Consider the following 26,309-nt stretch of genomic DNA (forward strand, 5'->3'; position numbering starts at 1 on the left):
TAATATTAATGAAGAAACTGATTCTAATAGATGGGAACAGTGTGGCTTTCCGTGCATTTTATGGACTGCCGTTGTTGAGCAACCAGAGCGGTCTTCATACGAATGCCATATTCGGCTATGCCAGACTTTTGGAAAAACTGATTGCAGATGAGTCTCCCACTCATTTCCTCGTTGCCTTCGATGCGGGAAAATCAACATTCAGACACAAGCAGTATGAAGAGTATAAGGGGGGCAGGCAGAAGATGCCGCCTGAACTGGGTGAGCAGTTGGCACCAATCCGCAGACTGATCGATGCATACGGTATCAAAAGATACGAGCTGGATGAATATGAAGCCGATGACATCATCGGGACGATGAGCAGGAAAGCGGATGAAGAGGGCTTTGAAACGATCATCATCACAGGGGACAGGGACCTTACCCAGCTGGCCAGTGACAATACCGTCATTTACTATACGAAGAAGGGCATATCCGATATCGACAGGTACACACCCGAGTATATCGAAGAGATATATGGTCTGGATCCTGAGCAGATCGTCGATTTGAAAGGCCTGATGGGTGACAAATCGGATAACATCCCGGGTGTTCCGGGTGTAGGGGAGAAAACGGCGCTCAAGCTGCTTAAGAATCATGGCAGTGTCGAAGAAGTGCTGGAGCACCTGGATGAGGTCAAAGGAAAGAAGCTGAAGGAGAATCTGGCTGCGCATAAAGAAGATGCACTGATGAGCAAGTCCCTGGCCACCATCCACCGTACCGTGCCTCTTGATTTCGGTATGGACGACCTCAGATTCACTGGTGACAACGAGCAGGAAAAGTATGAGCTCTTCAAGGAGCTGGAGTTCGAATCCCTGCTCAAGAATATGGAAGCCAGCGAGACCGAGGATAAGGTCGAGTTCACGGATGAACGTGTGGAGAAGATGGATATGCTCGGCGAAGATGTCTCCCTCCATCTGGAAGTCCGTGCGGAAAACTATCTGACACACAAGCCGGAGTACGTTGCAATTACCGACGGCGAGCGGACATTCATCAGTGAGATGGACGAGATCGATCCAGATCAGCTGGAAAGCTTCCTCAAATCGAGGAAGTCCATCAATGTGTACGATATCAAGCGCCAGATGGGTCTTCTCAAACACCTGGATATCCATTTTCAGGATTTTGACTACGATATCATGCTGGGCAGTTTCCTGCTCGACCCCTCCAGGAAGATCATTGATGTCGCAGAAACGGCCGGCCAGTTCAATATTAATATAGACAGTGACGATTACCACTACGGCAAGGGACGCAAGGCCAAGCAGCCGACCGGAGAAGTGCAGTTCAAGTTCCTCAATGACAAGGTGATGGCTGTGCATAATGTCAGGACGCTGATGGAGGCCTCACTCGAGGAAGATGAAATGCTCGATCTGTGGAAAGACCTCGAAATCCCTTTGGCCAAAGTGCTGTCCAGTATGGAGTACCGGGGCATCAGGGTGGATCCTTCACGCCTTGAGGAGATGGAGTCGGAGATCAAGGAGCGCCTTGATGAAATAGAAGAACGGATATATGCACTTGCAGGTGAGGAATTCAACATCAACTCACCGAAGCAGCTCGGGCATATCCTTTTTGAAAAGCTCGAACTTCCTGTAATCAAGAAGACGAAAACAGGCTATTCGACAGCAGTCGATGTATTGGAGGAACTCCAGAACAAGCATGAAATCATCAGGTATCTTTTGGATTACCGCTCTCTCGCCAAACTCCAGTCCACCTACGTCATCGGACTCCAAGGGGAGATAAAGGAAGATTCGAAGATCCACACACGCTTCAACCAGACACTGGCACAGACGGGCCGGCTGTCCTCCGTTGAACCGAACCTCCAGAACATCCCCATCCGTATCGACGAGGGTAGACGGATCAGGAAGGCGTTTGTGCCCAAGGATGATTCTCACGTACTGCTGGCACTCGATTACTCCCAGATCGAACTCCGGGTGCTTGCACACATCACAGGGGACGAAACGATGACAACCGCATTTACGAGTGATACGGACATCCATACCAAAACGGCAATGGAAGTCTTCAATGTGGACAGGGAGGATGTCACTTCCGAGATGAGACGGAACGCCAAAGCCGTGAACTTTGGCATCGTGTACGGCATCAGCGACTACGGATTGAGCCAGAATCTTGGAATTACAAGGAAGGAAGCCAAAACGTTCATCGACAACTACCTGGACTCCTTCCCTGAGGTGAAGAACTTCATGAAGTCCATTGTGCAGGATGCCAAACGGGATGGCTATGTGAAGACGCTCCTCAACAGAAGGAGGTACATCCCCGACATACACAGCCGCAATTTCAATGCGAGAAGCTTTGCAGAACGGACGGCCATGAACTCTCCGATACAGGGGAGTGCGGCAGATATCATCAAACTCGCCATGGTCAAGTACGAACAATCGGAAGCAGCACAGAAATTCAATGCCGAATTGTTGCTCCAGATCCACGATGAACTGATTTTTGACATTCCGAGAGATGAAGTGGAAGATTTTATCCCGGTCATCAAGGAAATCATGGAGAATGCGATGGAACTTCGTGTTCCTCTTAAAGTGGATTATGGTTATGGCAATGACTGGTATGAAGTAAAGTAGGTGGAGAAATGCCGGAATTACCGGAAGTTGAGCTGGTCCGGCGGGCGCTTGAGAAGGAAGTGGAGGGCGCCTCGATTGAAGCGGTCGCCTTTTCCGACTTCGTGAACAAGGGGCACGCAACCAGCCGAAAGACGATCATAAAGCAGGATTTGGATACATTCCGCAGCAATGTCAGTGGAGCGACAATAAGGAAAGTGGGCAGACGTGGAAAATACCTATACTTCATCATGGAGAAATCCGATGAAATTTTCCACATGGTCTCGCATCTGGGCATGTCCGGTGCCTTCTTTGTCACAGACTCCATTGAAGCCATTGCGGACAGGAATTACAGGAAGCATTGGCAGGTCGCCTTCAGGCTTGAGGACGGGCGGACTCTGTCATATTGCGACATCAGAAGATTCGGGGAGATGTTGACCGTGGGCAGAATGGGTGATTTCCCGCCATTCGAACGCATGGCAGTCGAATACACACACCCTGACAGCCTGGTCGATTTCATCGACAGGGCGCGGGCCCCGGCCAACAGGAACAAGGCGATCAAAGCCGTAATCATGGATAGTGCGGTCATTCCGGGTGTCGGAAATATCTATGCATCAGAGGCCCTTTTTACTTCAGGGATACTGCCGACGAGAAAAGCCGGAAACATCTCAGTCAAGCGGCTGATGGCACTTCATAAGGCAATTGCCGATGTGTTCGACCTCTCCATAGAGAACGGCGGCTCGACCATCTCGGACTACCGGGGTGTGTCAGGTGAAAAGGGAAGCATGCAGGACCGTTTCCATATCTATCAGAAGAAATCCTGTTCCTCGTGTGGCGGACCGGTCAAGACTAAAACGATCGCAACGCGGAACACATTCTACTGTACCAAATGCCAGAGGTGATGAAATGAATTATATAATCGGTCTGACGGGCGGAATTGCCAGCGGCAAATCCACTGCCTCGGACTATATCAGATCAAAAGGATATCCGGTCCTCGATGCGGATACCTATGCGAAGAAGGCAACCGCCAAGGGCGGACCCGCATATCAGGGGATCATCGATCATTTCGGCGCAGAACTCCTGCAGGATGACGGGGAGATCGACCGGCGGAAACTGGGGGCCATCGTCTTCAATGATGACGGAGAGAGGAAGGTCCTGAACCAGCTGGTGCATCCGGAAGTGCGGCGGATGATGGATGCAGACAAAGATCGTCTGGCTGAAGAGGGCCATGTATTCCTCGATATCCCGCTGCTTTTCGAAAATGGACTGGACCGTCAATGTGACATCACATTGACGGTATATGTGGATCAGGAGACACAGATTGAAAGGCTGATGGAAAGGAACGGGTTCTCCCATTCCGAAGCCCTGTCCAGGATAAACAGTCAGATGCCGCTTTCCGAGAAGCGTGACAGAAGTGATGAAGTACTTGACAACAGTGGTTCAAAAAATGAGCTGTATGCGCAGATTGAAGACTTTTTGGCGAACATTGAAAAGTAGACAATTTATACTAAATACTCCTTTTAATCAAAAGTCAATATGTTATACTAATTATTGAAAAGTATAGCATAAAGGGGCTAATGTCATGAAAAAAGTAGCAATCAACGGTCTTGGAAGAATAGGGAGAATGGTATTCCGCATTGCGGCCGCTTCGGATGAATTGGAACTTGTAGCAGTCAATGCCAGCTATCCGGCAGAAACGCTTGCGCATCTTCTCAATTATGACACTAACCATGGCAAGTGGGATAAGCATGTAGAGCCGAAGGATGGCAAACTCGTCATTGACGGCAGTGAGATTCAAATCACCAATGAAAGAAATCCTGAAAATCTGCCCTGGAAATCACTGGGGGTAGATCTTGTCATAGAAGCGACAGGCGCCTTCAACCATGGTGATAAAGCCATCGCCCATGTCAAAGCAGGCGCGAAGAAAGTACTGCTTACTGCGCCGGCCAAGGGAGGCGATGTGCAGACGGTCGTACTTGGTGTCAATGACGAGGCTCTGGATACCGATACATATGATGTATTTTCAAACGCTTCGTGTACGACAAATTGTCTGGCGCCGGTTGCGAAGGTGCTCGATGATGAGTACGGCATCAACAACGGCCTTATGACTACGGTCCATGCCTATACAAATGACCAGAAGAATATTGATAATCCGCATAAGGACCTGAGAAGGGCACGGTCATGTGGAGACAACATCATTCCGACTTCTACCGGAGCAGCAAAGGCACTTGGCGTCGTGTTGCCACAACTGAACGGCAAGCTCCATGGTCTGGCGCTCCGTGTACCTGTCTCCAATGTTTCCCTTGTAGACCTTGTCGTGGATCTCGACAAGCCGGTCACCAAAGAGGAACTGAATGAAACATTTGAAAAGTATGCACAGGATGAGCTTAAAGGCATCCTCGGCGTCACAGACGAGCCGCTCGTGTCCAGTGATTTCAACACAGACAGCAGAAGCTCGATCATCGATTCCTCGCTCACCATGGTCATGGATGACAGGAAAGTGAAAGTGCTTGCCTGGTACGACAACGAGTGGGGCTATTCCACCCGTGTCGTGGAACTTGCGGAGAAGATTACTGCAGACCTGTAATCGGTATTTGGAAAGAAGAAACTTCTGTTTCTTCTTTTTTTATTCGGAATATATTATAATGGTATACTAATCCCGGGAAGTGAGGTGGTCATATGAGATGTCCAAACTGCCAGCATACGAGTTCCAGAGTGGTCGATTCCAGGCATACGGATGAGCTGTCCTCCATCCGCAGACGCAGGGAGTGCGAAGAATGCGGCTTTAGGTTCACCACTTTCGAGCGCATGGAACTGTCTCCGCTCGTCGTCGTCAAAAAGGACGGCAACCGTGAAGTCTTCAGCCGTGACAAGCTGATGGACGGGCTGCTCAGAGCATGTGAAAAGCGTCCGATACCATATGAAGCGCTGGAGAAAACAACTGCACGCATCGAATCTGCACTCAGGAATCTGAACAAGGCAGAAATATCAAGCAACGAAATTGGTGAATTTGTGATGAAGGAATTGATTACACTGGACCAGGTGGCCTATGTCAGGTTCGCTTCGGTCTATAAGGAATTCAAGGATATCGACCAGCTGATGGATACACTGAAGCACCTCGCCAAAGGCAGGGATGATGATGAACTTCAATGAACGGCTGAAACCGAATACCGAATTCATGATCTATAATCCCGCGGCTTTCGAAAAGTCGCACCTGAATGTGCTGAATGAACTGTATCTTCCGCTCATCCAGCAGGACGCCCTGATGGCATACATTTATCTGCAGGAGTCCTCCCAACATCACGGTACGCTTGAAATAAGATTCCATAAAGAGATTATGGATGAGCTGAATACGCCCCTGTCCACATTCTCAGAACTGCTGGAAAAATTGGAGGGCATCGGCCTCGTAAGGTCCTTCGTCTCCAATGAGGCACACGATGACCTGTTCATCTACGAACTGCTCCTCCCTCTGACCCCGGAAGACTTTTTCAAAGATCCCATGCTGAGCCTGTATCTATACAGCCATATCGGCCCCAGTGCATACAAAAAGAAAAAAGAGCGCCTGGCATATCCGCTGAAACCGAAGAATATCACCGAAGTGACTCGGAAGTTCACCGAAGTGTTCCAGGCAGGAAGCGGAGAGGGCTTCACCGTACCCGATGAATCGTTCAGAAGGGAGAATGTCTCCAGCGGCCCCAACCTGGACCTCGATGACTTCGATTTCGATGTGCTCTTTACACACTTGAAGGGGACGAAGATCGACCGGTCCTTCTTTACCAGGGAAGTCAGGATGCTGATTGTGAAGTTGAGCGTGCTCTTCAATTTCAATGCCTATGATATGAAGCAGGTTCTGCTTTCCTCGACCACACAATATGCCGGCATCGACATGGAACAGCTGAAATACGAAGCCAGAAAATATTATCAGAAGGAAAACCGGGGAAAGCTGCCGGCAATATCGAAACCCCGGACGGATGACAAAGAGACGGAACAGGCATCCTATATCGAGCGTCTCGAATCCATCAGTCCGCTTGATAGGCTGAATGATATCAGGAACAACCAGCCAAGCGATAATGACCTCAGGCTTGTGACGGATATCATTGCCAGGACAAGTCTGCCGAACGGGGTGGTCAATCTTCTCTTGGAATATGTATACCAGCAGAAGAATGGCGACCTTGGATATAACTATACGATGAAGATCGCAAGGGACTGGGAGGACAAGGGGATCCGGTCCGCAAAAGAGGCCTACCAGTCCATAATGGACTACAGGAAACAGATGAATGCGAAGCGCAAGGGTCCGAAGGACCGCCAGGGCGAACGCAAGCCATCATGGATGGACGGCGGTCAGAAGCCATCAGCGAAAAAAGAAGCGAAGCAGCAGGCGCCGCCTAAAAAAGAAGCTGTCCAGAAGACGGCCAAGGACGATCCGGAAATCCAGAAAATGATAGACGACTTTAGAAAATCCAGGTGATATGTATGGAACCCATTAACCAGTTCTTGAAGAACTCGAAAAAAATAAAAGATAATAATGACAAGCTCTATGAATCCCTGATCCAGCACCCGAGGATCATAGAGCTGATAGAGAACAGTGATTTCGAAATCACCCGCTCCATGATCAGGAACGACCTGCTTCAGCTGAAGCGTTATACCGAACAGTCCCTGGCCTGTGAGAAATGCAGCTCACTTGGTGAATGCATCAACCACCCGCAGGGATATGTCCCTTCGATTGATGTCAGAGGCGGCCGGATCCATATCATCTATTCCCCATGTCCGACCAAAATAAAAGATGATGCATTCCGTGAAAAGGAGAAGATGATCGAATCCTATCATGTTCCGAAAGACGTCAAGGATGCGACATTCGAGACGGTATTCCTCGATCCGGATTCGAACAGGCAGGAGATCATCAAGCGTGCAATCAGCACAAGCAAGAAGATCATCGAAGGCATCGATACGAAGGGGCTCTATATACATGGCAGTTTCGGCATCGGCAAGTCCTATCTGCTCGGCTGCATCGCAAATGAACTGAAGGACCAGTCGGTATCCTCGATCATCGTCTATGTACCGGAAATCATCCGCGACCTGAAGGCGGGGTTCAAGGATGGAACAACGGATAAGAAGTTCAATACCATCAAGAATGCCCAGGTACTCATGCTGGATGACCTCGGTGCCGAGGATGTGACCCCGTGGGTGAGGGATGAAATCATTACCGGTATCCTGCACCACCGCATGGTGGAAGGGCTGCCGACCTTCGTCAGTTCCAACTATTCCATCGAGGAATTGGAGTACCGCTACAGCAGGACGAAGGAAAACGGTGTCGAAGAGACCAAGGCCCGCCGTATGACGGAGCGGCTCCGGGCACTGTGCGAGGAAGTGCAGCTCGAGGGCAGCAACTACAGGAACAATTGACGCTTGATTAATGGACGGCCCTGAAGTATACTCTATGTATAATTTCATTAATTAAATCCCAAGGACAAAACTTTTTCGTGTTTATTCAAAGAGAGTGCATGATTGGTGAGACATGCATAATGAACCGTCTGAGTTACTCCCTTGATATATGCTGGCTAATACCCAGACGGATCGGACCGTTATTTCCGGCTGAAGGCAGGTCCCAGACCTGTAAATCAGGGTGGTACCGCGGTGAAAATCGCCCCTCTATCAATGAGGGGCGTTTTTTTTATTTTCCATATATGAACAACAATTTTGAAAGGGTGGATATGATGAGCGAAATAGAAATCAAATTTCCCGATGGGAATGCCAAAAGTTTCGATGAAGGTGTAACAGCTGAGGAGATAGCACACTCGATCAGTCCGGGTCTCAGGAAGGCGGCACTTGCTGCGAAGGTGGATGGTGAGATGTACGATCTGAGGCGGCCGATCGAAACGGACAGTGAAATAGAGCTGATCACGAACAAGAACGAGGAGGGGCTTGAAGTACTGCGCCACTCCACGGCACACCTCATGGCCCAGGCGCTCAAGCGCCTGTACGGCGATGTGAAGTTCGGCGTCGGCCCCGTCATCGAAGAGGGCTTCTACTACGACTTCGATATGGATGAGAAGATCTCCTCCGATGACTTCGAGAAGATAGAGAAGGAAATGAAGAAGATCATCGACGAGAATGTTGAAATCGAGCGCAGGGAACTCTCAAGGGACGAAGCGAAGGAGCTGTTCAAAGATGATCCCTACAAGCTCGAACTCATTGATGCGATTCCAGAGGATGAGACGGTGACCGTATATTCACAGGGCGAATTTACGGACCTGTGCCGCGGTGTGCATGTACCGTCGACATCGAAGATCAAGTCGTTCAAGCTGCTGTCTACAGCCGGCGCCTACTGGCGTGGGGACAGCGACAACAAGATGCTCCAGCGGATATATGGCACTGCCTTCTTCGACAAGAAGGATCTGAAGGCATATCTGAACCTGCTCGAGGAAAGGAAGGAGCGCGACCACAGGAAGATCGGCCGGGACATGGAGCTCTTCCAGAACAACCAGCTGATCGGGGCAGGGCTGCCGCTATGGCTGCCGAATGGTGCAACGATCCGCCGCGAGATCGAACGCTACATCGTGGACAAGGAGATTGCACTTGGCTACGATCATGTCTATACACCGGTGATGGCAAACGTGGACCTGTACAAGACGAGTGGCCACTGGGAGCACTACCAGGATGACATGTTCCCGCCGATGGACATGAACGGTGAGGAGCTGGTACTCCGTCCGATGAACTGTCCGCACCACATGATGATCTACAAATCGAGTAAGCACTCCTACAGGGAACTGCCGATACGCATTGCGGAACTCGGCATGATGCACCGCTATGAAGCGAGTGGTGCGGTCAGCGGCCTGCAGCGTGTAAGAGGGATGACGCTCAACGATGCACATGTATTCGTGCGTCCGGACCAGATCAAGGAAGAGTTCAAGCGCGTGGTCCAGCTGATCATCGATGTGTATGAAGATTTCGGCTTCGAGAACTATTCATTCCGCCTGAGCTACCGCGATCCTGAGGATACGGAGAAATATTTCGATGATGATGAAATGTGGAACAAGGCGGAATCCATGCTGAAGGAAGCGGTCGATGAAATGGCGCTCGACTATACGGAGGCCGATGGGGAAGCGGCGTTCTATGGTCCGAAGCTCGATGTCCAGGTACAGACCGCGCTCGGCAAGGAGGAGACGCTGTCCACAGTGCAGCTCGACTTCCTGCTCCCTGAGCGGTTCGATCTGACCTATACGGGCAGCGACGGGGAACTGCATCGTCCTGTCGTCATCCACCGCGGTGTCGTCTCCACGATGGAACGCTTCGTTGCATTCCTGACAGAGGAGTACAAGGGGGCCTTCCCGCTCTGGCTTGCGCCCCAGCAGGTGGAAATCATACCGGTCAACCTCGACCTCCATTATGATTACGCAAGAGCCCTGAAAGATGAAATGAAGAGCCATGGCATCCGTGTCAACATCGATGACAGGAATGAAAAGATGGGCTACAAAATCAGGGAGGCCCAGATGAGGAAGGTGCCTTATCAGGTCGTCATCGGCGACAGGGAGATTGAAGAGAACCAGGTCAACGTCAGAAAGTATGGGGAGAAGGACCAGAACACCTTCGACCGGGACGATTTCATATGGCAGCTCGTGGATGAAATCAGGCTGAAGAAATAGATGCTTGACATTCAAGGCATAAAGGTGTAATATATTAAGAGTTGATAAGAACGGACAAGAAGAAGCTCCCGCTTCTCACCCGCAAGCGCCCCGTGTGGCAGCGACCGGGTTTGTACAGTGAGAATGGAATGCAGAGTGCAAGGCACTTCTGCATGCATCTCAATGCTGGTTGGCGGGCGCATTATGTGCCCGCCCTTTTTGTTCGTCTTCAAAATTTATGGAGGTGTCAAAGATAGCAAAAGACCAAACATTAATCAATGACAGAATACGTGCCAAAGAAGTGCGCCTTATTGGACAGGATGGTTCCCAGCTTGGAATCAAATCCAAAAATGAAGCGCAGGAAATGGCAGACCGTGTAGAACTTGATCTTGTACTCGTTGCACCGAACGCAAAGCCGCCGGTTGCACGCATCATGGACTACGGCAAGTACAGATACGAACAGCAGCGTAAAGAGAAGGAAGCACGCAAGAAACAGAAAGTGGTCAACGTCAAGGAAATCAGACTTTCCCCGACAATTGAAGACCACGATTTCAACACCAAGTTGAAAAATGCCAAGAAATTCCTGGCAAAAGAAGACAAGGTGAAGGTTTCAATCCGATTCCGTGGCCGTGCAATCACGCACAAGGATATCGGACGCAAAGTATTGGAGCGTTTCGCAGACGAACTTTCCGAAGTTGCGACAGTTGAACAGAGACCGAAGATGGAAGGTCGTTCAATGTTCCTCGTGGTTGCCCCAATCACTGAAAACAAATAATAATCCGGAGGTTAGACCCATGCCAAAAATGAAAACTCACAAAGGTTACGCCAAACGTGTAAAGCGTACTGGAACAGGTAAATTCAAACGCAACAGCGCGTTCACATCCCACCTGTTCGCCAACAAATCCACAAAGCAGAAACGTCACCTGAGAAAAGCATCTCTAGTGGCTAAAGCTGACCAGAAGCGCATCAAAAAACTACTATCTTATGTAAAATAATCGAACGATTAAGGAGGAGCACACATGGCACGTGTTAAGAATGGTTTGACGTCCCGTAAAAGACGTAAAAGAGTATTGAAGCAGGCAAAAGGATATTTCGGTGCGAAGCGCACTCTCTATAGAACAGCAAAGCAGCAGGTTATCAAATCCGGTCAGTATGCATACCGTGACCGTCGTCAGACAAAACGCGAATTCCGCAAGCTTTGGATTGCGCGTATCAACGCAGCAGCCCGCCAGAACGGCATGAGCTACAGCCGTCTGATGAACGGACTGAAGACTGCAGGCATCGACATCAACAGAAAAATGCTTTCAGAAATCGCTATTTCTGATGAAAAGGCATTCGCTGAAATTGTAAGCCAGGCTAAAAACGCTCTGGAAAAATAGGAATGAACCAAAAAGGAGCCACTCATAGAGGAGTGGCTCCTTTTTCAGTTTAAATATGTCCGGAAAGTTCCTCCAGCAATGGCTCTGAGAATTCAAAATAGCATTCCTTCTGCTCCTTGTTTTCATCGTCCGTCTTCTGTTCCGGGACGATATCCAGCCGGATCAGCCTTTCCCCTTCATCAAAGAACGGGAGTGTCTGGTCGGCATATTCATCGGTGAGCCTGTTATAGAGGCCCACTGCTTTGTCGTCTTCATAAGTGCTGCTTTTCACAAGTACTTCCTGGCCGGATTCTTCTACTTTTGATATCGTAATATTCATCAAGGTAACGCCTCCTAGAGTGTTTCTAAATCTCTGTCTATAATGATGATATCAACTTATCTGAAATATGTGTATCAATATGGATTATATTACGAAAGCTGAAATAATTTATGGTAGAATGGAATTATCTTAATAAAAGACAAGGAGATTGATTATGGACAAGCAGCTTCAAATGATGAAAAGCCTTACGGATACCCATGGCATTTCCGGTTTTGAGTATGATGTAAAAAAAGTGATGCAAGAATATCTCGAGCCTGTAAGTGATGAGCTCGTACAGGATAATCTGGGCGGAATCTTCGGCAGACGCAATGCCAAAGAAGGATCGCGCACACTGCTCATCGGCGGCCACCTTGATGAAATCGGCTTCATGGTCACGAGAATTGACGATGAAGGGTTCATCCGATTTACGCCGATCGGTGGATGGTGGAACCAGGTCATGCTTTCACAAAGGATGAACGTCGTGACTGGATCAGGTGTACTGACAGGTGTCATCGGCTCGAAGCCGCCTCATGTCCTCTCACAGGAAGCGCGCAAGAAGCCGGTGGATATGAAGGACATGTTCATCGATATCGGCGTGGCTTCCAAAGAGGAAGCCGAGGAAGCGGGCGTTAAAGTGGGCGATATGATCACACCGCATTGCGACTTCACAGAGATGGCCAACAAGGACTACCTTCTGGCCAAGGCATGGGACAACAGGTTTGGCTGTGGTGTCGCAATCGAAGTGCTCGAATCACTGAAGGATGAAGATGTGAACATCAATGTCGTCAGTGGTGCGACAGTGCAGGAGGAGGTTGGTCTCCGCGGTGCCAAAGTGGCGGCGAACAAAGTGAAGCCGGATCTTGCGATTGCAGTGGATGTGGGCATCTCCTGGGATACGCCGGGCATGAGCGAAAAGGATGGCACCGGCAAGATGGGCGACGGCCCGCTCGTGCTTCTGCTTGACGGCTCCAATATCGGACATGTCGGCTTCAGAAGGCATGTCGAGAAGCTGGCCAAGGAAAAGGATATTCCGGTACAGTGGTCTGCCATTACAGGCGGCGGCACCGATTCAGGCGCCTTCCACGTCTCCAACGAAGGGGTACCTTCCATCTCGATCGGAGTACCGCTCAGATACATGCACTCCAACGTTTCCATATTGAACCGCAATGACTACAATAATGCGGTGCGTCTCGTCACTGAAATCGTCAGATCACTCGACGACAGCAAGGTGGAGGAAATCATTTGGTAGAACCGAAGCACATTGCCTCGAAGGACAACAGGCGCATCAAGGAGTTGAAAAAACTTCAACTGAAGAAATACCGGAAAAAGCAGGGTCTCTTCCTGATCGACGGGGCACACCTGGTCGAAGAGGCCATCAGGCATGACCAGGAAGTGCAGACACTCATTGCGCTCGAAGACTATGATTACAGCGCTTACGCCGCAGCAGGCATGGAAGTGATCACCGTCACTCCGGCTGTCATGAAGCATCTGTCTTCACTCGAGACGCCTCCGGGCATCATGGCTGCGGTCTCCTACAGGAAGCCGTCGTCAGAGGGGCGCCGTGTCCTGCTGCTCGACGGCATCCAGGATCCCGGGAATCTGGGGACGCTCCTGCGCACTGCAGATGCCTTCGGCTTCCAACGGGTTATTCTGTCACCGGATACCGTCGACGCATTCAGCGATAAGGTGCTCCGGAGTGCACAGGGCAGTACTTTCCACATTGATATCACTGTGGCGGATGCCGCGCAGTCTGCCCGTGAATTCGACGGGACGGTGCTCGGCACCTCCCTTGAAGGTGCGGCCTCCCTCGAACAGCTGGACTTCCCTGAAGGCCCTGTCATGATTGTGCTCGGCAATGAGGGCCGGGGTGTCTCCGAGGAAGTGCTCTCCTGTGTGGACATGAAAATGAAGATAGATATGCCTGGGGGCAGTGAAAGCCTGAACGTGGCGATTGCCGGCGGCATCATCATGCACCATTTCAAAGCTTGATTTTTAATTACTTTGATTTATAATAATGCTATAGATGAATATCAAGCTTCAGATGAAGCCGGACATAAATGGTCCAGGAATCCGAGACAGGGAGTGCAGCACATGGACTGGAATGCTGCGCACGGATGGGACCAGGGTTCACCTGGCAGATGGAGCAGTGGGATAATCCCTTATCTTTCCAGAAGCGTCTGTATTTGTTATGCAGAAAATCAGGTGGTACCGCGGAAACTCCGTCCTTTGATACAAGGATGGAGTTTTTTTATTTATATTGGAGGAGTGGAAACGATGGATACAGCAGGAATCTTGGAAGTCAGGCAGTCGTTCGATGACGCAATATCGGACGTCGACAATCTGAATGCACTACAGCAGTTGAAAGTGGAATACCTCGGCAAGAAGGGCAAGGTCACCGGCCTCATGAAGGAAATGAAGAACCTCTCCAACGAGGAGCGCCCGGAATACGGTGCAAAAGTGAATGAAGTGCGTACACATATTACGGAAGCAATCGAGCGCCGGGGCGAAGTGCTGGAAGAAGCGGCGCTGGAGGAAAAGCTTCGGGAGGAGACGATTGACGTCACGCTCCCGGGACGGACATTCAGCCTTGGAAGTCCGCATCCGCTGAGCCGGACGATCGAGGACATCGAGGATTTCTTCCTCAGACTCGGCTATGAGATAGCGGAAGGCTATGAGGTCGAGACCGACTACTATAACTTCGAGGCGCTCAACCTGCCGAAATCCCACCCTGCACGTGATATGCAGGATACGTTCTACATCTCGGAGGAGACGCTGCTGCGGACACACACCTCGCCGGTACAGGCTCGGACGATGGAGTCGCGGAAAGGCCGGGGACCGGTCAAGATCATCTGCCCGGGCAAAGTCTACAGGCGGGACAGCGATGATGCGACCCACAGCCACCAGTTCACCCAGATCGAGGGACTGGTCGTGGATCGGAACATCCGCATGAGCGACCTGAAGGGAACGCTCGAGCTCTTCGCCAAGGAAATATTCGGGGCGGAACGTGAAATCAGGCTGCGCCCAAGCTACTTCCCGTTCACGGAACCGAGTGTGGAGGTGGACATCTCCTGCTTTAAGTGCAAAGGGGCAGGGTGCAACGTCTGCAAGGGCACCGGCTGGATAGAGATCCTCGGCGCCGGCATGGTCCACCCGAACGTGCTGGAGATGGCGGGCTTCGACCCGGATGAGTACTCCGGTTTTGCCTTCGGAATGGGACCGGACAGGATTGCGATGCTGAAGTACGGCATCGAGGACATCAGGCATTTCTACACGAATGACTTAAGGTTTATCAATCAGTTCAAAGCGACAGAAGATGGTGGTGCGACAAATGAAAGTATCTAAAGAGTGGTTGAATGAATGGATCCAGATCGATGTGCCGATCGATGAACTGGCCGAGAGAATCACACGCGGGGGTATCGAGGTCGATGATGTCATCGACTATACAGCCGAAGTGAAGCATCTCGTCGTCGGTTATGTAGAGAGCGTTGAGCAGCATCCGGAAGCGGACCGGCTGAGGATATGCCAGGTCGACACGGGTGACGAAACAAACCAGATCATATGCGGTGCCCCGAACGTAGAGGCGGATTCCTATGTGGTCGTCTGCAAAGTGGGTGGGCGCCTGCCGGGCGGCATCAAGATCAAACGGGCGAAGCTCCGCGGGGAGGTCTCAGAAGGTATGATCTGTTCCCTCGAGGAACTGGGCATTCCGGAAGACTATGTTCCCCAGGAGTACCAGAACGGCATTTTCATGTTCCCGGAAGAGAAGACGGCCGGCAGCAATGCATTGGAAGCACTGCTGCTCGATGATCAAGTCATGGAATTCGATCTGACGCCAAACCGCAAAGATGCACTCAGCATGGCAGGTGCGGCCTATGAAGCACGGGCGCTGTTCGGCGGCGAAGTGGCTCTGCCGGAGCATGAAGTGGCTGAAAAGGGAACGGATGGAAATGGCACGCTCGAAATCAAAAATGAGGATGCCACCGCTGTACCATACTATGGTGCACGAGTCGTTGAGAACGTGAAGGTAGCACCGGCCCCGGCATGGATGCAGCTGCGTCTGATCAAGGCGGGCATCCGTCCAATCAACAACGTCGTCGACATCTCGAACTATGTGCTGCTTGAATTCGGACAGCCCCTCCACATGTTCGACCGCGATCATATCGGATCGGCCCGCATCGTGACGCGCTATGCTGAGGAAAATGAAACGATGACGACGCTTGATGGCAGGGAAAGGCATCTTGAGAGCCAGGATATCGTCATCACCAACGGCAGGGAGCCGATCGCGCTTGCCGGTGTCATGGGCGGCGAGTTCTCGGAAGTGACGGATGAAACGACGAATGTCGTAATCGAATCCGCCGTCTTCAATCCCGTCTCCATACGCAGGACGAGCAGCCGACTGAACTTGCGGAGCGAAGCTTCCACAAGGTTTGAAAAGGGTGTGTCCCACGAATTCGTGCTCAAGGCGCTGGACCGTGCAGCGCTGCTGCTTGAACAGTATGCAGGCGGCACCGTCTCGACGCCTGTCATCTCCGACGGGGCACTTGAACTTGAAGATACGACGATAGATATCTCAGAGCAGTTCATCAATGCCCATCTCGGGATGAGCCTCACGACTGAAGAGATCCAGGAAAGCCTGTCGAAGCTCGGCCTGAAGGCAACAGCGAAGGGGGAAGGGCTCGAAGTGTCCATTCCATCCCGGAGAGATGACCTGAAGATCAAAGAGGATATTACTGAAGAGGTGGCGCGGATTTATGGCTACGATGCCCTGCCATCGTCCCTGCCCGAGTACACGAAGATCACACCCGGCAGGCTGACGGATGAACAGAGCAAGGTGCGCATCATCCGCCACCAGCTCGAATCACTGGGACTATCACAGTCGATCAACTATGCATTGACGAGCCGCAGGAAGGCGGCCCAGTTCAGCGGACCGGAAGATGCGCTTGAACTTCTGATGCCGATGAGCGAGGACCATGCGGTGCTCAGGAAGAGCATGATCCCCCATCTGGTTGACAATGTCGTCTACAACAGGAACCGCCAGCAGAAGGACGTCCAGTTCTACGAAATCGGAAAGATTTTCATTTCCAACGGCCCGGCTGTGCTTCCTGATGAAGAGGAGATGCTGGCCGGCATCCTGACAGGGGATATGAATCGTACGGACTGGCTGGGTACAAAAGTCCCAGCGGATTTCTATGCTGCCAAAGGCATTGTGGAAAGCATCTTTGAAAAACTTGGTCTTGAAGATGATGTCCGCTACGCGCAGACTGCAAGGTTCGATGAACTGCATCCGGGCAGGTCGGCGGATGTACTGCTGGACAACGAAATAATCGGCTTCATCGGCGAACTGCATCCGAAGTACGCCCAGCAGAACGACCTTGACCGGACAGCGGTCTTCGAAATCAATCTGGATCGGCTGCTTGCCGTCAAGCAGGGCAACATCGTCTATGAGCAGCTCTCCAGGTATCCATCCATCACACGCGATATCGCGCTGGTCGTCGACGAGTCCGTCGCGGCGGATACACTTGTCCGCATCATTGAGACGGCAGCACGGAAGTATCTTGTGGATGTCTTCGTCTTCGATGTATACGAAGGCGGGAATATGGAAGCCGGCAGGAAATCCGTCGCGCTGCGCCTCACCTATCTGAACAAGGAGAACACACTTACGGATGAGGAAATAGAAAAACTGCATGCACCTGTTTTGGAAGCTCTTGAAGAAAGCGGAGCCCAGATCAGATAGAAAAAGGACGATCACATTAAAAATGTGATCGTCCTTTTCATGTCCATTCGGCTTTCATGTCTATTTGGCGAATACAACATCCCAGCCATCTTTTTTGGCAAGCATGTCCCTGGCAATCTCCTTGGCACCTTCCAGGCTGTGGCTCGCCGCCCATCCGCACTGCACTTCATTGCATGCAGGGACTTCATCTGCTTCGAGCACATCATTTAGTGTATTTTCCACCACTTCCTGGATATGGTCGAAGTCATCATCGTTCAGCACGGCAAGGTAGAAACCGGTCTGGCAGCCCATCGGGCTCAGGTCGACGACCTTGTCATGATGGTTTCGGATGTTTTCTGCCATCAGGTGCTCGAGCGAGTGCAGGCCCGGCATCTCCATATGCTCCTTGTTCGGCTGGCAGAACCTTATATCGTATTTATAGATGACGTCCCCATGCTCACCTTCGCTCTTCCCGGCGAGGCGGATGTAGGGCGCATCGACTTTCGTATGGTCGAGATTGAAGCTTTCGACATTCATTTTCGGCATTTTAAAGACTCCTTTAACTGATTGATTATTCCCATAATAAATGAAAATCCATTGATTCTCAAACGAATGGAACCTACATGGACCTTTTCTGCCTGAGCAGGTCCATCACCTTCTGTCTGGACTTGAAGTGCTTCTTCGTCATATTGTCGAGGTAATCCATACCGTGCCTGCCTGCAATCTTTGCTGCGAAGGCATCCGTCTTCCCGCTGGCCCCCCTCGGCACCTCGGTTTTCAGATGACGGTTCAGGTTCTCCATCTGCTCCAGGTATTTGCTCCTTGCAAGTATGCTGGCACAGGCGACGGCAATCGATTTGGACTCCGCCTTCGTCTCCTGATGGATCAGTTCCGGCCTGAACGGCTCGGGGACATACTTCCTGTAGGCGTTCTCCGTCGTGAACTGGTCGATGACGATCGCCTGGACATCCTGCTGCACCCCGCTATCAAGCTTTTCATATACATTGCGGATGCAGTGGTCGTGGAGTACCGCCTTCAATTTGACGATGTTCCATCCCGCATCTATCTTTTCATTGTATGATGGATTGTCCAGTATGACGAGGGAGTAGGGGACGATATGGATGATGTCGCGGGCCAGCTTCCTGACCGTCCCGTTGGAGAGGTTTTTGGAATCCTTCACGCCGAGCTCCCTGAGAAGTGCCACTTTTTCAGCTGGGACATGGGCGGCACATACCGTCATCGGACCGAAGTAGTCCCCGACACCCGCCTCATCGCTGCCAATCGTATTCAGTTGGTCATAATTCATATTTAACCGTTCCTTTATGTTTTTTTCGTATGCATATACTTGTATAACCACTGGTGGATAAGTATAATAAATTAATGATAACATAAAGAGCTGAAACTTTTGATAGGGAGGCAATGTCAGATGGCAGAATACAGAAACCGCATTGCTGTCGAAATAAATGATCAGCAGTATACGCTGGTCGGCGAAGATGATCCGGAGCACATCCGTTATGTGGCCAGGCTCGTCGATGAAAAGATCAAGGAGATCGGTATGAAGAGTGCAGGGCTTGATACCACCAGGAAAGCAGTGCTTACAGCAGTGAATGTCATGGACGAATATGTGAAGCTGGTTGAAAAGCATGAGGCATTATTGAAAGAATTGGACCAGCAGGGTAATTGATGTCATGACGCTACTATTACTGATCCTGCTCCTCATAGGGATGGTCATCGGCTACCGCAGGGGCATCATTCTGCAGCTCCTTCATTTGATCGGTACGATTTCGGCCATCATCATTTCTGCCCTGAACTATGAAAAACTTGCCTCCCGCTTCGATATGGTGATGCCATACCCATCCACTGCCGAGACGCTTACAAATCCGCTGTTGCCGGAAGTGGGCAACGCGGAATTCGCCTTCTATAAGATGGTTGCATTCTTCATGATATTCGTCGTGGCAAAAATTGTAATACAGCTGATCGTCAGTGCGTTCGACTACCTGCAGCAGGTCAACGCATTCGGCACCATCGGTGATGTCCTGGGTACAGCGCTTGGACTGGTCGAGATGATCTATATACTGGTCGTGCTCCTGATGATGGCTGCTGTAGTGCCGCTTGAAGGTGTGCAGGCGATGATGGAAAACTCAGGGTTTGCACAGTTCCTGATGGACAACACCTTCGTCATTTCCGATAAATTCATAGAATGGTTACAAACTGAGTCATAGCGATATGGCTCTTTTTTTGGAGGACATTATGACTAAAAAAGATATCATCAATCTGCTTGAGACGATAGCAACATATATGGAACTGTCTTTGGAAAATCCGTTCAAGGTCTCCGCCTACCGGAAGGCGGCCGGGGCGATCGAAAGGGATCCGAGGTCGCTTGCCGAAATCGAAGATTTCTCCGAAATAAAGGGCATCGGCAAAGGGGTCAACGAAGTCATCACCGAATACGTCGAGAAAGGGGAGTCCTCTGTGCTCGGGGAACTGAAGGAATCAGTTCCGGCACCGCTCATCCAGATGCTCAAACTGCCGACGCTCGGGCCGAAGAAGATTGCGAAGCTGCACAAGGAACTCGGGGTGGTCTCCCTGGAGGCACTCAAGGCGGAATGTGAAGCAGGCCGGGTAAGTGAACTGAGCGGCTTCGGCAAGAAGACGGAGGAGAACATCTCCAAGGCCATCGATGACCTCCTCACACGTCCGGAGCGGTATCCGATCGAAAAGGTACAGCAGTTCAGACACCTCATCGAAGCGGCATTCGAGGAGATGGAAGGCATCAGCCGCTATGATAATGCCGGCAGCGCCAGGCGTTTCAAGGAAACGAGCAGGGACCTCGACTTCATCGTGGAGACCGGAGATGCAGCCGGTGTGGCGGAAACGTTCATCGGCCTGCCATTTGTGCAGGAAGTTGTCGCCAGAGGGGAGCGCAAGCTTTCCGTAGTAATCGAACACGATCTGGACCAGATTGGTGTCGATATGCGTTTCGTGACGCCTGAAGCCTACGCGACGACGCTGCATCATTTCACGGGCTCCAAGGACCATAATGTGAAAATGCGGCAGATCGCCAAAGGCAGAGGGGAAAAGATCAGTGAATATGGCGTGGAGAAGGACGGTGAGGTACTTACGTTCGATTCTGAAGCCGAGTTTTTCGGCCATTTCAATCTGCCCTACATCCCGCCGGCAATGCGGGAGACGGGAGAAGAGACGGATATCGATGTAGATGCCATCGTGACGATGGATCACATCCGCGGAGATCTCCATATGCATACGGTCTACAGCGACGGCGCCTATTCCATCCGCGAGATGGTGGAGGCGTGCATTGCCAAAGGCTATGAATACATGGTCATCACAGACCACTCGAAAAGCCTGCGTGTAGCAAACGGCCTGAATGAGGTGCGTCTGCGCCAACAGATCGAGGAGATAAAGGCGCTCAGGCCGGAATATCCGCAAATAGACATCTACACCGGAACAGAGATGGATATACTCAAAGATGGCACGCTGGACTTTCCGGATGATATGCTCGGGGAACTCGACTATGTCATCGCCGCGATCCATTCGAGTTTCCAGCAGACCGAGGATGAGATCATGCATCGTCTGCAGGCGGCATGCGAGAATCCCCATGTCCGGCATATCGCCCATCCGACAGGCAGGCTGATCGGCAGGCGGGAAGGCTATGCCGTGGATATGGAAAAACTGGTCCAGATGGCGAAGGAGACAGGGACCGTGCTCGAAGTGAACGCCAACCCGAGGCGCCTCGACCTTTCATCGGATGTCATCAGGAACTCGGGGCTCATGTTGACGGTGAATACGGATGCACACCATTCCAGCCATCTGGAATTCATGGACTATGGTGTGGCAACCCTGCAGAAGGGTCTGATAGAAAAGAATCAAGTGATCAACACCCTCTCTCGGGAGCAGTTCAGAGAGTGGGTCAAAAAAGGAAAATAGAGGGTTTACTATGAATGAAAGAACGATAAATACATTGGAGTTCAACAAGATACTCTCCCAGGTTTCTGCGTTCGCAGAGAGTGGGAAGACTAAAAAGCAGATCAACGCAGACATCGTATCGACCGAGCTCGAAGAAGTGCTGCAGATGATCAATGAAGTGGATGATGCTTCGACGATGCTGAGGTACAGACCGGTTGAACTCGGCGGCATCACGGACATCAAAAGGCATGTCAGGCGGGCGGAGATCGGCAGCATGCTCGGTGTGGCGGAACTCAATGAAATCAGGTCCATGCTCAGCCGCAAGCATGCCCTGAATGCTGTATTCAACGATTTCGAGGAAGACGAGGTCATGCTGCCCCACCTGCCGGTCTACATCAATGGACTGCCCGACATCCATTTCCTGTACCGTCGGATTACGGAGACTTGTGATGACAGCCAGGTTCTGGACCATGCATCGGAAGCGCTGCTCCGGATAAGAAGGAAGATCAAATCCGAGGAGGGCAGGATACGGGACCGCCTGAACGACATCATCCGAGGCGGCAACCAGAAGAAGCTGTCCGACAGCCTCATCACGATGAGGAACAACCGGTATGTGGTACCGGTCAAGGTGGAGCACCAGGGTGAATTCAACGGCATCGTCCACGATATGTCTTCAAGCGGACAGACGGTCTATATGGAACCGATGGCAGTCGTACAGATGACCAACCAGATCCAGAGGCTGAGGGACGAAGAGCAGTCGGAAGTCGAGCGCATCCTCTATCAGCTGTCCTCTGAGGTGGCTGAAGTTGCTTCGGAACTCAGCATGACCGATGACGCCCTGCACCATATGGACATGGTCTTCGCCAAAGCGAAGTATGGCGCGGGCGTCCGTGGATCGAAGCCGGAAGTGGCGGCCTCGGGCGGCATCTATCTGCCCGCTGCCTTCCACCCGCTGATTCCGGGTGATGAAGTCGTAAAGAATGACATAGCGATGGATGAGGATACACGGGCCGTCATCATCACCGGCCCGAACACCGGCGGCAAGACCGTAACGATCAAGACCATCGGCCTCAGTGTGCTGATGGCCCAGGCCGGCATTCCCATACCGGCCCGTGACGGCAGCCGCCTCCGCCTGTTCGACAAGGTGTACAGTGATATCGGTGACGAGCAGTCGATCGAACAGTCGCTGTCGACGTTCTCAAGCCATATGACGAACATCACCGGCATACTGGATGAAGCGGACGAAAAGAGTCTCGTGCTGCTGGATGAGCTCGGTGCAGGTACAGACCCTGAAGAGGGCGCAGCACTGGCCATCAGCATTCTGGAATATCTGCTCGGTAAACAAACGACGGTCGTGGCGACGACACACTACCCGCAGCTGAAATCCTTCAGCTATACAAGGGAGGATACGATCAATGCCAGTGTGGAGTTCGATGTCGAAACACTGTCGCCGACCTATCGTCTCTTGATGGGCATCCCCGGCAAGTCCAATGCCTTTGAAATATCGAACAAGCTTGGGCTCGACGAGACGGTCATCGAACGGGCAAGAAAGCTTGCAGGCCGTGATTCCAATGATGTCAACGACATGATCTCGGCTCTTGAGCGGCATACGAAGACCGCCCAGGACAACGAGCGGGAAACGCATCAGCTGCTCAAGGACTCGGAAAAACTCCATAATGACCTGAAATCCTATATGAACGACTATGAAGCATATAAGGAAAAACTCAGGAAAGAGGCGCGGGAGAAGGCGAACCGGGTCATCAAGGATGCCGAGGCGAAGGCGGACGATATCATCCGCACGCTTGAGGATATGAAAAAACTCGGGGCCGACATCCAGGAACATGAATTGATCGACCAGAAGAAGGCGCTGTCCGACAGCTACCATCAGGAGGATATACGCAAGAAGGAGCGGGCAGACAAGGTGGAGCAGATATCGCCCGGCGATGAAGTGGATGTGCTCTCCTATGGCCAGAAGGGTGAAGTGATCGAAGTGAAGGACGATTCCGTCACCGTCCAGATGGGCATCATCAAAATGAAGGTCGGCAAGGATGAAGTGAAGCGGCGCAAGAAGGAGAAGCCGAAGCGGACGGTCTCCAGACGGATCGGCCAGTCCCCAGTGAAGAGGGAGCTCGACCTCAGGGGGGAAAGATATGAGGAGGCCCTCCAGAAGCTGGACAGGTACCTTGATCAGGTGATACTCTCAAACTATAATGAAGTGGAGATCATTCACGGAAAGGGGACGGGCGCACTGCAGAAAGGCGTGCAGCAGTTCCTGAAATCCCATTCCAAAGTGAAATCATTCAGGGGCGGCATGCCGAGTGAAGGCGGCTTCGGAGTGACCATAGTTGAAATGAAGTAGGTGTCCGAATGGATAATTTTGATATGTATAAATTGGCGAAGATACTGATAGCAGTGGGCGTCCTCATGTTTTTGAGCGGCATCGTCTATCTGATGTTCTTCGCATAAGCAGTAAAATTGAGGACAAATATATCCTCATGCTATACTTGATGCATAATTCAACCCAATGGAGGTATTTTAAATGGCTATTATAGAAGTGAATGACCAGAATTTTAAAGAAGAAGTGGGAAGCGGCATCAAATTGGTGGACTTCTGGGCGCCTTGGTGCGGACCTTGTAAAATGATTGCACCAGTCCTTGAAGAAGTGGCACAGGATGTCGAAGGGAAAGCGGACATCGCCAAGCTGAATGTCGATGACAACCAGGCGACAGCCAGCGAATACGAAGTCATGAGCATCCCGACACTGATTCTGTTCAAAGATGGACAGCCGGTGGACAAAGTGGTCGGCTTCCAACCGAAGGAACAGCTCGTTTCACTTATTGAAAAACATGCATAATTAATATAGCCGCCTTCGGGCGGCTTTTTTATCATGAAATGTCGAGGGATCATTATGGAAGAACTCAAATTGAAATTGTCGGTGCTGCCGACAGAACCGGGATGCTATCTGATGAAGGACCGGCATGGGATCGTCATCTATGTCGGCAAAGCCAAAAATCTGAGGAACCGGGTGCGGTCATATTTCACAGGTGCACATGATGAGAAGACGATGCGGCTTGTGAAGGAGATTACGGACTTCGACTTCATAGTGACAAGTTCCGAAGTCGAGTCGCTGCTGCTCGAACTCAATCTGATCAAGAAGCACTATCCGAGGTACAATATCCTGCTCAAGGATGACAAGAGCTACCCATTCATCAAAATCACGAAGGAAGAGCATCCGAAGCTCATCGTTACAAGGACGGTGAAACCTTCAACGGGCACCTATTTCGGCCCCTATCCGAACGCCTACAGTGCGCATGAGACGAAGAAACTGCTGGACCGGATATACCCCCTCAGAAAATGCAACACAATGCCGGACAGGCTGTGCCTCTACTATCATATCGGCCAGTGTCTCGGGCCTTGCGTCTACGATGTGCAGCAGGAGCAGTACAAGGAGATGATTGATGGCATCACACGGTTCCTGAACGGCGATACGAAACAGATCACCGATGAACTGAAGGAGAAGATGGAGGCCGCATCCGAAGCACTGGAGTTTGAAAAGGCCAAGGAATACCGTGACCTTCTTGGCCATATCGAAGCGACGATGAACAAGCAGAAGATGATGACCAAGGATATGACCGCAAGGGACTGCTTCGGCTACAGTGTCTCCAAAGGATGGATGGCCGTCTCCGTGCTGCTGATCAGAAATGGCAACCTCATCGAGAAGAAGGCGGACATGTTCCCTGTAAATGATGATGTACAGGAAGAGTTTTTCCGGTATATCGCCCAATTCTATGACCTGAAATCAAATCTCCTGCCGAAGGAAGTCCATATCGCCCAGGGGTTGAAACATGAAATCATCGATGAATACCTGCCGGTGAAGGTAGTACAGCCGAAAAGGGGGCAGAAGAGGGAAATGGTGGATCTGGCAACCAAGAATGCCCAAATCGCCCTCGAAAACAAGTTTGAGATGATTGAGAAGGACGAAGCAAGGACGGTAAAAGCAATAGAGTCCCTTGGTGAAATATTGAATATAGAAACACCCGTCCGCATCGAGGCCTTCGACAACTCGAACATCCAGGGGGTCGACCCTGTCAGTGTTATGGTAGCCTTCGTGGATGGGCGGCCGAGCAAGCGGGATTATCGAAAGTACAAGATAAGAACCGTGAACCAGCCGGATGACTATGCATCGATGGCAGAAGCGGTCAGACGCAGATACACCCGGGTCCTGAAAGAAGGACTCCCGCTGCCCGACCTCATCATCGTCGATGGTGGTGTAGGGCACATGAACACGGTCAAGTCCGTGTTGATGGATGAACTGTCGCTGGACATTCCGGTAGCGGGCCTTGCAAAAAATGAGAAGCACAAGACGGCGGAGCTGCTCTATGGGGACCAGGCCGCCATCGTTCCACTGAAGAAGAATTCGCAGGAATTCTATCTGTTGCAGAGGATTCAGGATGAAGTGCACCGGTTTGCCATCAGCTTCCACAGGAATACAAGGCGCAAAACTACGATATCGTCGAAGCTCGACAATATCGACGGTGTTGGTCCGAAACGGAAGCAGAAATTGTTGAGTCATTTCGGATCCATTAAAAGGATGAGTGAAAAGGAAATAGAAGATTTCACAGAAATAGGGATTCCGGCGCCGATCGCCAAAAGGATTTTGGAGGCATTGAATGCGTAATCGACACGTTTGAATTTTCACAATCTTTTTTTGTTCAACGCTCCAAGTTACCTTGATTTATGCATACCTTGAGAGTAAAATAGTGGTTGTGTAAACTTATTTCATTGGAG

Annotated in this window: 24 protein-coding genes; 21 read left to right on the forward strand and 3 right to left on the reverse strand. The window is 51.1% G+C overall.

What is annotated here, in order from left to right; genetic code table 11:
* Positions 1-8: 8 nt before the first annotated feature.
* The 11 genes from polA to rplT all read left to right on the forward strand — a co-directional run bounded on the left by polA (position 9) and on the right by rplT (position 11,586).
* The gene (polA, locus tag BO53_RS0101090; protein ID WP_031544542.1) at positions 9-2,609 is read left to right on the forward strand and encodes a DNA polymerase I; all 2,601 of its coding nucleotides are present in this window, start codon (positions 9-11) and stop codon (positions 2,607-2,609) included.
* A gap of 8 nt (positions 2,610-2,617) precedes the next feature.
* Positions 2,618-3,487: a bifunctional DNA-formamidopyrimidine glycosylase/DNA-(apurinic or apyrimidinic site) lyase gene (gene mutM, locus BO53_RS0101095; RefSeq protein ID WP_031544544.1), complete on the forward strand. Its 870-nt coding sequence runs from the start codon at positions 2,618-2,620 to the stop codon at positions 3,485-3,487.
* Positions 3,488-3,491: 4 nt separating this feature from the next.
* The gene (gene coaE / locus BO53_RS0101100; RefSeq protein ID WP_031544546.1) at positions 3,492-4,082 is read left to right on the forward strand and encodes a dephospho-CoA kinase; all 591 of its coding nucleotides are present in this window, start codon (positions 3,492-3,494) and stop codon (positions 4,080-4,082) included.
* Between the two features lie 85 nt (positions 4,083-4,167).
* The gene (locus BO53_RS0101105) at positions 4,168-5,172 is read left to right on the forward strand and encodes a glyceraldehyde-3-phosphate dehydrogenase (protein ID WP_031544548.1); all 1,005 of its coding nucleotides are present in this window, start codon (positions 4,168-4,170) and stop codon (positions 5,170-5,172) included.
* 92 nt (positions 5,173-5,264) lie between these two features.
* A complete protein-coding gene (gene nrdR, locus BO53_RS0101110; protein WP_031544550.1) occupies positions 5,265-5,738 on the forward strand; it encodes a transcriptional regulator NrdR in 474 nt (157 codons plus the stop codon).
* The gene (locus BO53_RS0101115) at positions 5,722-7,053 is read left to right on the forward strand and encodes a replication initiation and membrane attachment family protein (RefSeq protein WP_245608167.1); all 1,332 of its coding nucleotides are present in this window, start codon (positions 5,722-5,724) and stop codon (positions 7,051-7,053) included. The genes nrdR and BO53_RS0101115 overlap by 17 nt, the downstream gene beginning before the upstream one ends.
* 5 nt (positions 7,054-7,058) lie before the next feature.
* Entirely contained in the window at positions 7,059-7,988 is a 930-nt protein-coding gene (gene dnaI / locus BO53_RS0101120) for a primosomal protein DnaI (RefSeq protein ID WP_031544553.1), read from the forward strand.
* Between the two features lie 311 nt (positions 7,989-8,299).
* The gene (gene thrS, locus BO53_RS0101125) at positions 8,300-10,228 is read left to right on the forward strand and encodes a threonine--tRNA ligase (protein WP_031544555.1); all 1,929 of its coding nucleotides are present in this window, start codon (positions 8,300-8,302) and stop codon (positions 10,226-10,228) included.
* 223 nt (positions 10,229-10,451) lie between these two features.
* The gene (gene infC / locus BO53_RS0101130; RefSeq protein WP_031544557.1) at positions 10,452-10,982 is read left to right on the forward strand and encodes a translation initiation factor IF-3; all 531 of its coding nucleotides are present in this window, start codon (positions 10,452-10,454) and stop codon (positions 10,980-10,982) included.
* Positions 10,983-11,001: 19 nt separating this feature from the next.
* Positions 11,002-11,202 (forward strand): 50S ribosomal protein L35, encoded by a 201-nt coding sequence (rpmI, locus tag BO53_RS0101135; RefSeq protein ID WP_031544559.1) that lies wholly within the window; start codon positions 11,002-11,004, stop codon positions 11,200-11,202.
* A 24-nt stretch (positions 11,203-11,226) separates the two neighbouring features.
* Complete coding sequence (gene rplT, locus BO53_RS0101140; protein ID WP_031544561.1) at positions 11,227-11,586, forward strand: 50S ribosomal protein L20; 360 nt, start codon at positions 11,227-11,229, stop codon at positions 11,584-11,586.
* 49 nt (positions 11,587-11,635) lie between these two features.
* Here the strand turns inward: rplT and BO53_RS0101145 are convergent, their stop codons facing one another.
* Positions 11,636-11,905, reverse strand: coding sequence for a hypothetical protein (locus BO53_RS0101145; RefSeq protein ID WP_245608168.1), 270 nt, complete (start codon positions 11,903-11,905; stop codon positions 11,636-11,638).
* 154 nt (positions 11,906-12,059) lie between these two features.
* Here BO53_RS0101145 and BO53_RS0101150 point away from each other — a divergent pair, with 154 nt between their 5' ends.
* The 4 genes from BO53_RS0101150 (at position 12,060) to pheT (ending at position 17,618) form a co-directional block, all read left to right on the forward strand.
* On the forward strand, positions 12,060-13,133 hold the full coding sequence (locus BO53_RS0101150; RefSeq protein ID WP_031544571.1) for a M42 family metallopeptidase: 1,074 nt from the start codon (positions 12,060-12,062) through the stop codon (positions 13,131-13,133).
* Positions 13,127-13,873, forward strand: a complete 747-nt coding sequence (locus BO53_RS0101155) for a TrmH family RNA methyltransferase (RefSeq protein WP_031544573.1) — start codon at positions 13,127-13,129, stop codon at positions 13,871-13,873. Before BO53_RS0101150 ends, BO53_RS0101155 begins: the two co-directional genes overlap by 7 nt.
* Before the next feature lie 285 nt (positions 13,874-14,158).
* Positions 14,159-15,226 (forward strand): phenylalanine--tRNA ligase subunit alpha, encoded by a 1,068-nt coding sequence (gene pheS, locus BO53_RS0101160; protein WP_031544575.1) that lies wholly within the window; start codon positions 14,159-14,161, stop codon positions 15,224-15,226.
* Positions 15,213-17,618 (forward strand): phenylalanine--tRNA ligase subunit beta, encoded by a 2,406-nt coding sequence (gene pheT, locus BO53_RS0101165; RefSeq protein ID WP_031544577.1) that lies wholly within the window; start codon positions 15,213-15,215, stop codon positions 17,616-17,618. The genes pheS and pheT overlap by 14 nt, the downstream gene beginning before the upstream one ends.
* A gap of 60 nt (positions 17,619-17,678) precedes the next feature.
* Here the strand turns inward: pheT and BO53_RS0101170 are convergent, their stop codons facing one another.
* Positions 17,679-18,143 (reverse strand): S-ribosylhomocysteine lyase, encoded by a 465-nt coding sequence (locus tag BO53_RS0101170; RefSeq protein WP_031544579.1) that lies wholly within the window; start codon positions 18,141-18,143, stop codon positions 17,679-17,681.
* A gap of 73 nt (positions 18,144-18,216) precedes the next feature.
* Entirely contained in the window at positions 18,217-18,987 is a 771-nt protein-coding gene (gene rnhC, locus BO53_RS0101175) for a ribonuclease HIII (RefSeq protein ID WP_084184819.1), read from the reverse strand.
* Between the two features lie 36 nt (positions 18,988-19,023).
* Between rnhC and zapA the strand changes: the two genes are divergently transcribed.
* The 6 genes from zapA to uvrC all read left to right on the forward strand — a co-directional run bounded on the left by zapA (position 19,024) and on the right by uvrC (position 26,199).
* Positions 19,024-19,281, forward strand: a complete 258-nt coding sequence (gene zapA / locus BO53_RS0101180; RefSeq protein WP_031544583.1) for a cell division protein ZapA — start codon at positions 19,024-19,026, stop codon at positions 19,279-19,281.
* A gap of 4 nt (positions 19,282-19,285) precedes the next feature.
* Positions 19,286-19,819 carry a CvpA family protein gene (locus tag BO53_RS0101185; protein ID WP_031544585.1) on the forward strand — a complete coding sequence of 178 codons (534 nt, stop codon included), beginning with the start codon at positions 19,286-19,288 and terminating at the stop codon, positions 19,817-19,819.
* A 28-nt stretch (positions 19,820-19,847) separates the two neighbouring features.
* Positions 19,848-21,542 (forward strand): DNA polymerase/3'-5' exonuclease PolX, encoded by a 1,695-nt coding sequence (gene polX, locus BO53_RS0101190; protein WP_031544587.1) that lies wholly within the window; start codon positions 19,848-19,850, stop codon positions 21,540-21,542.
* Positions 21,543-21,552: 10 nt separating this feature from the next.
* Complete coding sequence (locus BO53_RS0101195; protein ID WP_031544589.1) at positions 21,553-23,880, forward strand: endonuclease MutS2; 2,328 nt, start codon at positions 21,553-21,555, stop codon at positions 23,878-23,880.
* A gap of 180 nt (positions 23,881-24,060) precedes the next feature.
* Positions 24,061-24,375 carry a thioredoxin gene (gene trxA, locus BO53_RS0101205; protein WP_031544591.1) on the forward strand — a complete coding sequence of 105 codons (315 nt, stop codon included), beginning with the start codon at positions 24,061-24,063 and terminating at the stop codon, positions 24,373-24,375.
* A 54-nt stretch (positions 24,376-24,429) separates the two neighbouring features.
* Complete coding sequence (gene uvrC / locus BO53_RS0101210) at positions 24,430-26,199, forward strand: excinuclease ABC subunit UvrC (protein WP_031544593.1); 1,770 nt, start codon at positions 24,430-24,432, stop codon at positions 26,197-26,199.
* Positions 26,200-26,309 lie beyond the last annotated feature (110 nt).

Source organism: Salinicoccus luteus DSM 17002 (genome assembly GCF_000712035.1).
Classification (GTDB): Bacteria; Bacillota; Bacilli; order Staphylococcales; family Salinicoccaceae; genus Salinicoccus; species Salinicoccus luteus.

Bases quoted from the DNA above. Each gene is read 5' to 3' on its own strand.
- polA (WP_031544542.1), top strand. From the start codon at position 9: ATGAAGAAACTGATTCTAATAGATGGGAACAGTGTGGCTTTCCGTGCA.
- mutM (WP_031544544.1), top strand. From the start codon at position 2,618: ATGCCGGAATTACCGGAAGTTGAGCTGGTCCGGCGGGCGCTTGAGAAG.
- coaE (WP_031544546.1), top strand. From the start codon at position 3,492: ATGAATTATATAATCGGTCTGACGGGCGGAATTGCCAGCGGCAAATCC.
- BO53_RS0101105 (WP_031544548.1), top strand. From the start codon at position 4,168: ATGAAAAAAGTAGCAATCAACGGTCTTGGAAGAATAGGGAGAATGGTA.
- nrdR (WP_031544550.1), top strand. From the start codon at position 5,265: ATGAGATGTCCAAACTGCCAGCATACGAGTTCCAGAGTGGTCGATTCC.
- BO53_RS0101115 (WP_245608167.1), top strand. From the start codon at position 5,722: ATGATGAACTTCAATGAACGGCTGAAACCGAATACCGAATTCATGATC.
- dnaI (WP_031544553.1), top strand. From the start codon at position 7,059: ATGGAACCCATTAACCAGTTCTTGAAGAACTCGAAAAAAATAAAAGAT.
- thrS (WP_031544555.1), top strand. From the start codon at position 8,300: ATGAGCGAAATAGAAATCAAATTTCCCGATGGGAATGCCAAAAGTTTC.
- rpmI (WP_031544559.1), top strand. From the start codon at position 11,002: ATGCCAAAAATGAAAACTCACAAAGGTTACGCCAAACGTGTAAAGCGT.
- rplT (WP_031544561.1), top strand. From the start codon at position 11,227: ATGGCACGTGTTAAGAATGGTTTGACGTCCCGTAAAAGACGTAAAAGA.
- BO53_RS0101145 (WP_245608168.1), bottom strand. From the start codon at position 11,905: ATGAATATTACGATATCAAAAGTAGAAGAATCCGGCCAGGAAGTACTT.
- BO53_RS0101150 (WP_031544571.1), top strand. From the start codon at position 12,060: ATGGACAAGCAGCTTCAAATGATGAAAAGCCTTACGGATACCCATGGC.
- pheS (WP_031544575.1), top strand. From the start codon at position 14,159: ATGGATACAGCAGGAATCTTGGAAGTCAGGCAGTCGTTCGATGACGCA.
- pheT (WP_031544577.1), top strand. From the start codon at position 15,213: ATGAAAGTATCTAAAGAGTGGTTGAATGAATGGATCCAGATCGATGTG.
- BO53_RS0101170 (WP_031544579.1), bottom strand. From the start codon at position 18,143: ATGCCGAAAATGAATGTCGAAAGCTTCAATCTCGACCATACGAAAGTC.
- rnhC (WP_084184819.1), bottom strand. From the start codon at position 18,987: ATGTTATCATTAATTTATTATACTTATCCACCAGTGGTTATACAAGTA.
- zapA (WP_031544583.1), top strand. From the start codon at position 19,024: ATGGCAGAATACAGAAACCGCATTGCTGTCGAAATAAATGATCAGCAG.
- BO53_RS0101185 (WP_031544585.1), top strand. From the start codon at position 19,286: ATGACGCTACTATTACTGATCCTGCTCCTCATAGGGATGGTCATCGGC.
- polX (WP_031544587.1), top strand. From the start codon at position 19,848: ATGACTAAAAAAGATATCATCAATCTGCTTGAGACGATAGCAACATAT.
- BO53_RS0101195 (WP_031544589.1), top strand. From the start codon at position 21,553: ATGAATGAAAGAACGATAAATACATTGGAGTTCAACAAGATACTCTCC.
- trxA (WP_031544591.1), top strand. From the start codon at position 24,061: ATGGCTATTATAGAAGTGAATGACCAGAATTTTAAAGAAGAAGTGGGA.
- uvrC (WP_031544593.1), top strand. From the start codon at position 24,430: ATGGAAGAACTCAAATTGAAATTGTCGGTGCTGCCGACAGAACCGGGA.